Source organism: Paenibacillus sp. FSL R5-0527, assembly GCF_038008055.1.
Taxonomy (GTDB): Bacteria; Bacillota; Bacilli; order Paenibacillales; family Paenibacillaceae; genus Fontibacillus; species Fontibacillus macerans.
Genome location: NZ_JBBOYI010000001.1, coordinates 631,117 through 643,381 on the forward strand (window position 1 = coordinate 631,117; position 12,265 = coordinate 643,381).

Annotated in this window: 11 protein-coding genes; 1 reads left to right on the plus strand and 10 read right to left on the minus strand. The window is 51.3% G+C overall.

Features of this window, described 5'->3' with window-relative positions; translation table 11 throughout:
- Nucleotides 1-42: 42 nt before the first annotated feature.
- The 10 genes from NYE69_RS02905 to rpmH form a co-directional block, all read right to left on the minus strand.
- Nucleotides 43-885 (minus strand): ParB/RepB/Spo0J family partition protein, encoded by an 843-nt coding sequence (locus NYE69_RS02905; protein ID WP_036618233.1) that lies wholly within the window; start codon nucleotides 883-885, stop codon nucleotides 43-45.
- On the minus strand, nucleotides 878-1,639 hold the full coding sequence (locus NYE69_RS02910) for a ParA family protein (RefSeq protein WP_036618232.1): 762 nt from the start codon (nucleotides 1,637-1,639) through the stop codon (nucleotides 878-880). The genes NYE69_RS02905 and NYE69_RS02910 overlap by 8 nt, the downstream gene beginning before the upstream one ends.
- Nucleotides 1,640-1,915: 276 nt before the next feature.
- The gene (gene noc / locus NYE69_RS02915) at nucleotides 1,916-2,740 is read right to left on the minus strand and encodes a nucleoid occlusion protein (protein ID WP_328271539.1); all 825 of its coding nucleotides are present in this window, start codon (nucleotides 2,738-2,740) and stop codon (nucleotides 1,916-1,918) included.
- A gap of 448 nt (nucleotides 2,741-3,188) precedes the next feature.
- Nucleotides 3,189-3,911, minus strand: coding sequence for a 16S rRNA (guanine(527)-N(7))-methyltransferase RsmG (gene rsmG / locus NYE69_RS02920; protein ID WP_328271540.1), 723 nt, complete (start codon nucleotides 3,909-3,911; stop codon nucleotides 3,189-3,191).
- 8 nt (nucleotides 3,912-3,919) lie between these two features.
- Nucleotides 3,920-5,806, minus strand: coding sequence for a tRNA uridine-5-carboxymethylaminomethyl(34) synthesis enzyme MnmG (gene mnmG / locus NYE69_RS02925; protein ID WP_340930254.1), 1,887 nt, complete (start codon nucleotides 5,804-5,806; stop codon nucleotides 3,920-3,922).
- A gap of 125 nt (nucleotides 5,807-5,931) precedes the next feature.
- Nucleotides 5,932-7,311 (minus strand): tRNA uridine-5-carboxymethylaminomethyl(34) synthesis GTPase MnmE, encoded by a 1,380-nt coding sequence (gene mnmE, locus NYE69_RS02930; RefSeq protein WP_328271541.1) that lies wholly within the window; start codon nucleotides 7,309-7,311, stop codon nucleotides 5,932-5,934.
- 1,343 nt (nucleotides 7,312-8,654) lie between these two features.
- On the minus strand, nucleotides 8,655-9,374 hold the full coding sequence (jag, locus tag NYE69_RS02935) for an RNA-binding cell elongation regulator Jag/EloR (RefSeq protein ID WP_036618223.1): 720 nt from the start codon (nucleotides 9,372-9,374) through the stop codon (nucleotides 8,655-8,657).
- Nucleotides 9,371-10,258 carry a YidC/Oxa1 family membrane protein insertase gene (locus NYE69_RS02940; RefSeq protein ID WP_036618221.1) on the minus strand — a complete coding sequence of 296 codons (888 nt, stop codon included), beginning with the start codon at nucleotides 10,256-10,258 and terminating at the stop codon, nucleotides 9,371-9,373. The genes jag and NYE69_RS02940 overlap by 4 nt, the downstream gene beginning before the upstream one ends.
- A 75-nt stretch (nucleotides 10,259-10,333) precedes the next feature.
- Nucleotides 10,334-10,684, minus strand: a complete 351-nt coding sequence (gene rnpA / locus NYE69_RS02945) for a ribonuclease P protein component (RefSeq protein WP_036618220.1) — start codon at nucleotides 10,682-10,684, stop codon at nucleotides 10,334-10,336.
- A gap of 132 nt (nucleotides 10,685-10,816) precedes the next feature.
- A complete protein-coding gene (gene rpmH, locus NYE69_RS02950; RefSeq protein WP_009223341.1) occupies nucleotides 10,817-10,951 on the minus strand; it encodes a 50S ribosomal protein L34 in 135 nt (44 codons plus the stop codon).
- Nucleotides 10,952-11,324: 373 nt separating this feature from the next.
- Between rpmH and gnd the strand changes: the two genes are divergently transcribed.
- On the plus strand, nucleotides 11,325-12,224 hold the full coding sequence (gene gnd / locus NYE69_RS02955) for a phosphogluconate dehydrogenase (NAD(+)-dependent, decarboxylating) (RefSeq protein ID WP_328271543.1): 900 nt from the start codon (nucleotides 11,325-11,327) through the stop codon (nucleotides 12,222-12,224).
- The last annotated feature ends 41 nt before the right edge of the window (nucleotides 12,225-12,265 follow it).

Sequence of the window (12,265 nt, forward strand, 5' to 3'; positions counted from 1 at the left end):
AGCAAGCCGCTTCACAGAAAAGATGAATATGTCATCGCCCGGTTAACTCAACATATCAAGGATTCTTTGCAAGTCCTGCAAGCTATAATAATTGATCTCGATTTTTCCTTTTTCCTTGTTCGCTTTGATTTTAACGGTCGTCTTATACCGTTCACGCAAAGTTTCCTCTACTTCTTCGATATAAGGATCCCGCTTTTTGTTGGTGCTTTTTGGTTTTTCCTGTTTTTTGCGATCAAGCTGCTGAACAGCTTCCTCCAGGTCGCGAACGCTCCACTCATGATCAATACATTGTTTGGCCAACTGTTTGATCGTTGCCGGGTCCTTTAATCCAACTAATGCACGCGCATGTCCCATCGACAATGTTCCACGTGAAACATAATCTTTGACTTCATCCGGCAAGGTCAACAGCCGTAAAAAGTTGGCGATATGGGAGCGGGATTTTCCTACCTTCAGGGACAACTCCTCTTGGGTCAACTGGAACTGATCCATCAACCCCTGATAAGCTACCGCGATTTCCATCGCATTCAGGTTTTCCCGCTGCAAGTTTTCAATGAGCGCGATTTCCATAACCTGCTGGTCGGAAAAAGTTCTTACTACCGCCGGAATCGTCGTGTTCCCGCAGAATTGCGAAGCCCGGAACCGCCGTTCGCCGGCAATGATTTCATAACCTTTCAGCACACTGCGCACGATAATCGGCTGAATCACACCGTGCTGGCGAATGGATTCAGCCAGTTCCCGAATCGCTTCTTCGTCGAAAGATTTGCGTGGTTGATACGGATTGGCACGAAGCTGGTTGAGAGGAATCTCAATGACTTTGTCATCGTCTTGAATAGAAAGCGACGGTATGAGAGCGTCCAATCCTTTCCCCAATCGTTTGCTACTCATAAGAGACCACTTCCTTTGCCAACTCTAAATATACTTCCGCACCCTTAGAGCGTGGATCATAAGTAATAATCGATTGTCCATGAGAAGGCGCCTCACTCAACCGGACATTGCGCGGAATAACCGTTTTGTATACCTTTTGCTGAAAATATTTTTTAACCTCTTCAATCACCTGAATGCCAAGGTTGGTGCGCGCATCGAACATGGTCAACAACACGCCTTCGATTTGCAGTGATGTATTCAAATGTTTTTGTACCAGACGAACCGTGTTCAAAAGCTGGCTTAGCCCTTCCAAAGCATAATATTCGCACTGAATCGGGATAAGCACGGAGTCGGCGGCCGTTAACGAATTAATCGTCAAAATGCCGAGAGACGGCGGGCAATCGATGAGAATGTAATCGTACAAGCTGCGAACCGGCTGAAGCGATTTCTTCAAACGGACTTCGCGGGAAATCGTAGGCACAAGCTCAATCTCTGCGCCGGCTAACTGAATCGTCGCAGGGATAATATCTAAATTTTCGATTTCGGTATGCGCAATCGCTTCTTTAGGATGTACTTCATTAATAAGGACGTCGTAGATACAGTTGGCTACGTCCGCTTTATTGATGCCAACGCCGCTGGTCGTATTCCCCTGCGGATCAATATCGATCAGCAGCACCTTTTTTCCAATCGCAGCAAGTCCAGCTCCCAAATTAACAGAAGTCGTCGTTTTTCCGACGCCTCCCTTTTGGTTCGCTATGGCAATGATTTTAGACAATCCAGTTCACCTCAATATAATAGAAGAATCTTCTTGTAGTTCATATAGATGTTTGAATTCGCCAAGTTGCAGCTACAAAAAGACCAAAAAGCCCCTCGGAAGTATTTCTAACCCGAGTGTTGATTTCCTAAAACCGTGAGCTGGTTTATGGAACAGAAACAGATTGATCCAATCGAATGAATTGGCGAGGAAGTGCGTTCCATTCCATGAGCATGTGGCTGAATTTGCGAAAAAGAAGCTGACCATCAAACCTCGCGGTAAGGGTCAGCAAGCATTCTAGGAACGCTTAGGGATTTGAATGACGATTTCATAATGATCTTCGTGATCTTTTTCTTCCGTTTTAATTTGCAATCCTGAACCGGTAACCATATCGATCGATTGGCGAATCGTATTCAGCGCCAGTCTGACGTCCTTCGTAAATGAAATCCGCCTGGAAGCCGATTTTTTGTTTTTCGAAACTTCCTTATAAAAGGCAATTCTGGCTTCGGTTTGTTTCACATTCAATTCCTTACTGATTATTTCAGCCAGGACTTTCAGTTGCAGTTCCTCGGAGTCCAAGGACAGTAAAGCGCGCGCATGACGTTCCGTAATTTTCCGTTCCATGAGCGCCGTTTTCACTTCTTCCGGAAGCTGAAGCAAACGAATTTTATTGGCGATGGTCGACTGACTTTTCCCTAATCTTTGCGCCAGGCTTTCCTGTGTCAATTGATGAAGATCGATCAAATTTTGGTATGCCATAGCTTCTTCAATCGAAGTTAGACCTTCCCGCTGCAGATTCTCGATCAACGCAATCGAAGCGGCCTGGGAATCGTTGAAATCGCGCAAAATGGCCGGAATCGTCTCCAACCCTAATTTTTTGACCGCGCGCCAGCGCCGTTCCCCGGCAATGATTTCATACTTGTCATTCCGCTGGCGAACGACAATCGGCTGAATGACGCCGTGAGTTTTAATCGTTTGGCATAATTCATCGATCTTCTCATCGTCAAAAATGGTCCGGGGCTGATAAGGACTGCCGACAATTTCCCCCACCGGGATTTGCTTTACTTCATCACCGCTGCTCCGTTCGGTTAAACCAAACAATTTAGAAAATTGTTCTTTCATTCCGTCAATTACCACCTAGTTTCATAGTGACATAAGGCCAAGCCTTACGGGTAGCATCCCGTTATGGGGATGGAAAAGCAGTACAATCTACAATCAATTGCTTTTTAAGAGGTTGTTCAAAAAGCCTTCTTTTGAAGATGTAAGAAAGAACGTTTTGAAGAAACAAACATCATAAGCATAATCTTCGTGCTGAAATTCTGACTTTTTGGACATATACTTAAAGGTTAAGATCACCACGAACCACAAAACGCCCAAATAAAGCCTGAACGGCGAAATAGGCGCTAATCTATGTAGAATGATCTCAACGCAACCCCGATATATCTATTCTACCACTTTTTCCTCTATAATCCTATTCTCTTCTTTTTAGAACTTAAAAGAATATTGCAGAAAAGAACCCCTCTTAACGAGATGTTTCACGTGGAACATTTTGCTAAGAGGGTGAAACAATTTATACAAGCGGAGACTTGATCGGAGTTCCTGCTTTGCGTGGGTATTTTTTAGGCGTTGGGCCTGTTTTGCGAATAATAACAAGATGACGATCGGAGTTTTCCATCGGCAACGTAAACGGTACGGTGTTTACCCATTGGCCCTTAAGCTGTGACAGACTGTACGCCGCCTCTTTGACCTCTTCCTCCGGATCGCTGCCCTTCATCGCCACAAAAACACCACCCGCTTTGGCAAAAGGCAAACAAAATTCATTCAGAACAGCCATTCGTGCGACCGCTCTCGCGGTCACCAAATCAAAGGAGTCCCTTAACCCTTCCCGGCGGCCCAAATCCTCCGCCCTGCCATGCAGCAGCTGAACGTCCTGCAGCCCGAGCTGATCAACGACATGTTGCAAAAATTGGATGCGCTTATTCAACGAATCGATGATCGTCAGCTGCAAATGAGGAAAACAAATTTTTAAAGGGATCCCGGGAAAACCGGCGCCGGACCCGATATCCGCCATCGTAACAATCTCCCCCATAGGTATGTGGAAAGCTAGAGTGACGGAGTCGTAAAAGTGCTTGATGTACACTTGATGCCGCTCTGTAATCCCGGTTAAGTTCATTTTTTCATTCCAGGAAACAAGTTCCTTAAAATAAGTCTCAAACTGGCTTAGCTGGTTTTCCGATAGCTCGATGTCATGATCTTTGAGCAGTGTAAGGAATTCCGATTGTATCGAATCCAAGAGTAACCTCAACCTCCCGCTGCGGTCACACGATTATAGTGTTCCAGATACACCAGCAAAATGGAAATATCCGCAGGCGTTACTCCGGATATCCGCGACGCTTGGCCGATCGAAATCGGGCGAATTTTAGCCAGCTTCTGGCGCGCTTCCGTCGCAAGCCCTTGAACATCTTCATAGTTGATATTTTCCGGGATTTTTTTCTTTTCCATTTTCTGTAACTTATCAACGTGAAGCAGCTGCTTTTCAATGTATCCCGCGTATTTGATCTGAATTTCCACCTGCTCCTGCATTTCTTCATCCAAGTCCAAATCGGAAGGAGAAAGCGAGCCGATATGGGCATACGTCACTTCCGGCCGGCGCAAAATGGTCAGCAAATTGCTGCCGTCCTGGATTGGGGCCGAACCGACCGACTCGAGCAGCGGATTGATTTCCGAAGGACGGACCTTTGTTGCTTTGAGGCGTTCGATTTCCTGCTCGACTTTCTGTTTTTTATCGAGAAAACGGTCGTACCGCTCCTGGGTGATCAATCCGATCTCATAACCGATCGGCGTCAACCGCAGGTCGGCATTGTCATGGCGGAGCAGCAAACGGTATTCCGCCCGGGACGTCAGCAAACGGTAAGGCTCGTTCGTCCCTTTGGTGACCAAATCGTCGATCAACACGCCGATATACCCTTGCGAACGGTCCAAAATGACCGGTTCTTTGCCCTGCACCTTGCGCGCCGCGTTGATCCCGGCCATGATCCCTTGACCGGCCGCTTCCTCATAACCGGATGTGCCGTTGATTTGCCCCGCCGTAAACAAGCCCGGCAGCCGCTTCGTCTCCAGCGACGGCCACAGCTGCGTTGGCACGATGGCGTCGTATTCGATCGCATAGCCGGTCCGCATCATCTGCACATTTTGCAGGCCCGGCAGCGTCCGCAGCATTTTCAGCTGCACCTCCTCCGGCATGCTCGTGGAGAAGCCTTGCACGTAATACTCGGACGTATTTTTGCCTTCCGGCTCCAAAAAAATCTGATGCTTCGGCTTGTCGCTGAAGCGCACGATTTTATCCTCGATGGACGGGCAGTATCTGGGTCCGGTTCCTTCAATAACGCCGGAAAACATCGGGGCGCGGTGCAGGTTATCCTGAATAATTTTGTGCGTTTCTTCCGAAGTATAGGTCAGCCAGCAAGGCAGCTGCTCGTTGTCGGAGCTTTTCGTCTCGTAGGAGAAAAACTTCGGTTTTGCGTCGCCCGGCTGAATTTCCGTTTGCGAAAAATCGATCGTATCCTTGTGCACCCGCGGCGGCGTGCCGGTTTTGAAGCGGATTAGTTCAAAGCCCAGGTCCCGCAAATTTTCCGACAGCTTGACGGACGGCTGCTGATTGTTGGGCCCGCTCTCGTACATCAGCTCGCCCATGATGATTTTGCCGCGCAAATAGGTGCCGGTGGTCAGCACAACCGCTTTGGCCCGGTATTCGGCGCCGGTTTTCGTGATCACGCCGACACATTGGCCGTCTTCCACGATCAGCTCCTCCACCATCCCCTGCAGCATCGTCAGGTTCGGTTCCTTCTCCATCGTCTCTTTCATCGTGTGCTGGTACAGGAACTTGTCCGCCTGCGCCCGCAGCGCGTGCACGGCCGGCCCCTTCCCCGTGTTCAGCATCCGCATTTGAATGAACGTCTTATCGATATTGCGGCCCATTTCACCGCCCAGCGCGTCCACCTCACGAACCACATGGCCTTTCGCCGGACCTCCGATCGAAGGATTGCACGGCATAAAAGCGATCATATCCAAATTGATCGTCACCATCAGCGTACGGCAACCCATCCGCGCCGCGGCCAAAGCCGCCTCACAGCCCGCATGTCCCGCGCCGACGACGACGACGTCATAGCTTCCGGCAGCATACCCCATCACAAACAACCTCCTTATATCCCACAGAAAGAGAACCCTCTATCCGCTTATTTTTAAAAAATAAATCATTAAAATCTTCTGTATCATCATACCATGAACGGACTCGGCTGATACGTTCGAAATCTTTATTTCCCCAGGCAAAATTGCGAGAAAATCTGATCGATCAGCGCATCCGGCGCCGAGTCGCCGATCACTTCGCCAAGCTGCTCCCAGGCGAGCCGAACGTCGATCTGCAAAATGTCGATCGGTATCCCGCTGTCCGCCGCTTCGTACGCATCGGTCAGCGACTGCTTCGCTTTCTTCAGCAAAGCGATATGCCGGACGTTGCTGACATAGGTCAAATCGTTGGACTCCAGCTGACCTCCAAAGAACAGGCGAGCGATCGCCTCTTCCAGATGATCCAGCCCTTCCTCCGTTTTCACCGACAACTCCACAATCGATTCCTCTTTAAAATAACGCCGCACGACCTCCCGATTGAGCTGCTGCGGCAAATCGATTTTGTTGAGCAGCACGATGGCGGAACGGCTGGCCAGCTGCTCCATCAAAGCAACTTCGTCCTCATGCAGCGCTTCCGCGCTATTAAGCACGAGCAGGATTAAATCGGCCTCGTTCACCGCCGCTTTTGAGCGCTCCACGCCGATTTGCTCGACGACGTCCATCGTTTCGCGGATCCCCGCCGTATCAAGCAATTTCAGCGGGATGTTGTTGATCGTCACATACTCTTCGATCACATCCCGCGTCGTTCCGGGAATGTCCGTCACGATCGCTTTGTTTTCCCGGGCCAGGGCGTTCATCAGCGAGGACTTGCCCACATTGGGCCGTCCCACGATCGCTGTCGTGATGCCTTCACGCAAAATTTTCCCCTGACTGGCCGTTTTCAGCAGCGTGTCAATGCCTTCCGACACTTCCGCGCATTTTTGCTTGATAAACGCCATCGTCATCGACTCCACATCATGCTCCGGGTAATCGATGTTGACCTCGATATGCGCCAGTGTCTCCACCAGCGTCTGGCGCAGCGCTTTGATTTTCCGCGACAAATCGCCTTCCACCTGCTTCAGCGCCACCGAAAAAGCCCGGTCCGACTTGGAGCGGATCAAGTCGATCACCGCTTCCGCCTGCGACAGGTCGATCCGCCCGTTCAAGAACGCGCGCTTCGTAAATTCCCCCGGCTCCGCAAGGCGAATGCCGGGCTGCAGCAGCAGCAGGTCCATCACGCGTTTGACGGAGATGATCCCGCCGTGTGTGCTGATCTCGACCACGTCTTCCGTTGTGAACGAACGGGGCGCCCGAAACACGCTGACCAGCACTTCTTCGAGCTTCTCGCCCGTCTGCGGGTCGACGATGAACCCGTAATGGACCGTATGAGTCTCCGCCTCCGGCAGCGGTACTTTGGCGCGGAACACGCGCCCTACTTCGGCGATCGCCTCCGGTCCGCTGACGCGGATGACGGCGATGCCGCTTTCGCCTACGGCGGTGGATATGGCTGCAATCGTATCGCTCAGCATTTTTGTTCACCTCGCATTATTGTAAATAAAATCAGGTTCGTGAATGTGACGCTGCGCTGCTCGTTTGATCTTCCGATCGCTGTTGCCATTGGATTGTCTTCATTTAATAACACCTTACAGGGTTACAATCCAATGGCAAAGGCGACCACAGCATATGCTTCCGATGCAGCTTTCCTCCGGAAAGCTTTCACTTCTCCAGATTCAAACGCCCCTCTCCGCTATTCCCCATTCACTCAATTGTTTCTACACAAACGCCGGCTCACAAAAATGTTCGCCAGCCATATTCCCGGATCATCGCAAAGCTCGATCCGGCCGACAACTCAACCCTAAGCGCATCCCATAGGGATAGCGCCTACTTGCACGACAGTCTATCCACTCCCACACCCGTTGCACCTCGGACCCTTCGAAGCTTCAACCCTCACGCCTTGATCCACCCTAAGCGCATCCCGCAGGGACAGCGGCCTTCTTGCAGGTAGTCCATCCACTCCCACACCCGTTGCACCTCGGACCCTTCGAAGCATCAACCCTCACGCCTTGATCCACACTAAGCGCATCCCGCAGGGACAGCGACCTTCTTGCAGGTAGTCCATCCACCCCCACACCCGTTGCACCTCGGACCCTTCGAAGCTTCAACCCGCGTGCCTTGTGCCACCCTAAGCGCATCCCGCAGGGACAGCGACCTTCTTGCAGGTAGTCCATCCACCCCCACACCCGTTGCACCTCGGACCCTTCGAAGCTTCAACCCGCGCGCCTTGTGCCACCCTAAGCGCATCCCGTAGGGACAGCGACCTTCTTGCAGGTAGTCCATCCACTCCAGCACCCGTTGCACCTCGGACCCTTCGAAGCATCAACCCGCGTGCCTTGTGCCACCCTAAGCGCATCCCGCAGGGACAGCGGCCTTCTTGCAGGTAGTCGCTCCACCACGCGCATCAGTAACTCTAAACTCCCGCTTCCCTGTGATTTCCCGCAAAGAGGCAGGAGCACCGAAAGTAGAGCGTGCCCCGAAGGGGCGACAAGCGAGCCACTCGCCACTGTAACCCCGGGTGCTTCGAAAGCAGCAGTACCTCCAGCATGTTTTCAGGTTACCCGGGAGCACTCAAAGTAAGACGTACCCGAAGGGGGAAAAGCGTTCCAAGCACGCAGCTAAAGCGTATTCCCGCAGGGAACAGCGAGCAGGAGCACCTCTTTCCCTCCCACGTTACTCCAATTTGCGGGATCCCCAAGGGCAGCGAGCCCTTGGGAGCCCTCCCTTACGGTAAGGGAGGGTTTGGGAGGGTTGAGACACAGAAAAACGCAATGGCGTTCTACAGGCTTACGCCGTAGCAAACGTCATTGCGTCCCATTCATTTGCTTTGCTTCAGTGTAATAACGACCCGCCGGTTCGGCTCCTCGCCTTTGCTGTACGTTTTGACCTCCGGATGATCCTGAAGTTTGGAATGAATCACTTTGCGCTCCTGCGGCGACATCGGTTCAAGCGTGACTTCCTTTCGCGTACGAACGACTTTTCCGGCCAGCCTTACGGCTAGGTCCTCCAGCGTTTTTTTGCGGCGCTCGCGGAAATTTTCCGCATCCAATACAATCCGAATAAAACTATCCGAGTAACGGTTGGCGATAATATTCACCAAATATTGCAGAGCATCGAGGGTTTGCCCTCTACGCCCGATCAAGAGACCCAAATCATGGCCCGAAATGTTTAGCACGGTGCTGTCTTTGCCATGGATGGTCTCGACGTTGAGATCCAATCCCATGCTTTTGCCGACGTCCCGTACGAATGACGCCGCCTCCTCATAGGGATCCTCATTCCCCTGATGCAATTCCTCCGCTTCCGCGGAAGCAGGCATCGGGGGTTCCGGAGCGCTCCCTTGCGGGGATGGTACTGAAACAGGGGCTTCAAGCAAAGTAAGCTCCACCTTTGCCTCCTTGACCCCGATCAATCCCAGGAATCCTTTTGACGGCTGCTCCAACACGTTTACGGCGACTTTGTCCTCGGTGGTGCCGAGCTTGGCCAGTCCTTGTCTTACAGCATCTTCAATGGTTTTTCCCGACGTCACGATTTTATTCATTTCGATTTTTTGGCCTCCTTGGCGCCTTTGCCGGGATGACCGGCTTTCAAATTCGAGCCGCCCCGCTTCTTGCCGGAAGAACTTCCCCCGCCGCCGCCGGCGGTTGCCACGGCCGGAACCGGGTCCTTCTTACGGTAGATGAAGAAGTTTTGCGCGATCGTGTACAGGTTGCTGAAAATCCAGTACAGCGGAAGCGCCGCGGCAAAATTGTACGCCATGACAAAGATCAGAATCGGATACACCCACATCATAAACGCCATGGGCCCTTGCATGCCCGACGGATTGACATTCGACATCATCTTGGTCTGAATAAATGTTGTGATCGCCGCAATCGCCGGCAATATAAACAGCTTATCCGGTTCTCCGAGCTGCAGCCACAGGAAGGAATGCTCACGGATAGCCGAATTGTAATAAATGGAGTTATACAACGCGATAAACACCGGCATTTGAATGATCAGTGGGAAACAACCCGCCATCGGGTTCACCTTGTTCTCCTGGAACAGCTTCATTGTCTCCTGCTGCTGCTTCTCGGGGTTATCCTTGTATTTCTCGCGGATCTTTTGCAGTTCCGGCTGGATCGCTTGCATCGCCTTGGAGCTCTTCACCTGCTTAAGGGTAAGCGGCAAAATCAGCGTCCGCACGATTAACACCATAATCAAAATCGCGATCCCGTATTCACCGTTAAACCATTTTGCAAACGTATCCAGGGCCAACGAAAAATAGTAAACGACGTTTGCGGTCCACCACGATCCGCTTGTTTTCATGCTTTCCGTCGTGGTAGCCAAATGAGCATTTTGCGGAGCGCAGCCGGCAAGAACCGCCACCAGCCCGACCGCAAGAAGGAGAAGAAGCCATCTTCTTCTGTTCGTCATCAATCGCGACACTTCAAAACCCCTCTCTTAACCTATCCATTCAACGTAAATCATAACATATTTAAAAGGACAAAGAAACAAGCCTGCCTAACGTCCGGAGGCCCGCAGCAACGAGGCTTTCCGAAGCACATGGAGCACGCTTTTCTCCAGTTCCTTGTATTCCATCCCGACGGCGCCGCTGCGGACGATTAAGATGAGATCGACATGGTCGCGGATCTCGGCTTCGTGCAGGCGGACGATTTCTTTGAGCAGCCTGCGCATCCGGTTGCGGACCACGGCGTTGCCGATCTTCTTGCTGGCGGATACCCCTAACCGGAACCGTTCGATATCCGGCTTATTGGACCAATAAACGACAAGCTGGCGGTTGGCGAAGGACTTTCCGAACCGGTAAATGCGATTAAAGTCGGCCCGGTTCCTTAAACGAAGTTTTTTATGCACGAGTTATCTCCTTGGTTCAAACTTCCCGATCCATTTCAAAGGGCGTAACTTCTAAAGTATTATAGACCAACATTTCCGCAATTAAAGCCGCATACAAAAAAAAGACCACCGCAGTGGTCTTTAACGCACGCTTTACGCACTCAATACTTTTCTGCCTTTGAGACGACGAGCAGCGAGAACCTTGCGGCCGTTTTTCGTGCTCATTCTTTTACGGAAACCATGAACCTTTTTACGCTTGCTCACATTCGGTTTGAAAGTCGGTTTCATCTATCGCACCCCCTTACAGGATTCACTATCGATTTCATCATTTTCATATCCACAGAAAATGCCTTTTTCCATTTAATCATACCGCCTGTAAAAAGTCAACAGACCGTCCCTTTTTCCCGGGCGCATTCTTTTTCTTAAAAATTATACACAATCCACAATCCGTCGTTTCAAAAAAAAGTTGTCCACAAATAAATAAAATATTCGGCCAAGCATATAAGTTATGCACATGTGGAAAAGTATGTCTACGGGATTTGCGCCGCTCCATTCACAAATTTCCGGCATCCCCGGTTTACAGGTTTCGGGCTAAGGAGTATATTGAACAAGAGAAGTTGTATACAAGTATACTGATAAAAGAAAGAGGTGCTTTATTATCATGAAAATTGGCATGATCGGCCTTGGCAAGATGGGCATGAACCTGGTTTCCAATTTGCTTGAGCACAAGCATGAGGTCGTAGCTTTCGACATGAATCCGGATTCCGTCAGCCATGCCGCCGATAAAGGAGCCGTTCCCGCCAACAGCTTGGAACAGCTGGTCGCTTCCTTGGAGGCTCCGCGGGTCATCTGGGCGATGGTCCCCGCCGGCGGACCTTTGCATTCGGTCGTAACAACGCTTACCCCGCTGCTTGAACAAGGAGACATCGTCATCGACGGAGGCAATTCGCATTATAAAGATTCGCTGGCCCTGGCCGAACAGCTGTCGGAGAAAGGCATCCACTTCTTTGATGTCGGCACTTCCGGCGGCGTTGAAGGCGCGGAGCATGGCGCCTGCTTCATGATCGGCGGGGACGAAACGGCCTTCCGCCATATCGAACCGCTTTTCCGCGATCTGGCGGTTGAAAACGGCTACTTGTACGCGGGGAAATCCGGCAGCGGCCACTTTCTTAAAATGGTGCACAACGGAATCGAATACGGCATGATGCAAGCGATTGCCGAAGGTTTTGAAGTGCTGGACAAAAGCCCGTTCGAATTCGATTTCGAGCAGGTGGCGCGCGTATGGTCCAACGGTTCGGTCATCCGCAGCTGGCTGATGGAGCTGGCGCAAAACGCTTTTTCCAAGGATCCGAAGCTGGAAAGCATCCGCGGGGTCATGCATTCGTCCGGGGAAGGCAAGTGGACGGTCGAAACGGCGCTCGATCTTCAAGCCAGCGCGCCGGTTATCGCCATGTCGCTGTTTATGCGGTACCGCTCGCTGGATAGCGACGCATTTCACGGCAAAGTCGTCGCCGCGCTGCGCAACGAATTCGGCGGTCACGCGGTAGAATCGGCGAAATAAACGGTTTAAAACGTACGGATATCGGCTGACCGCCAGGACGC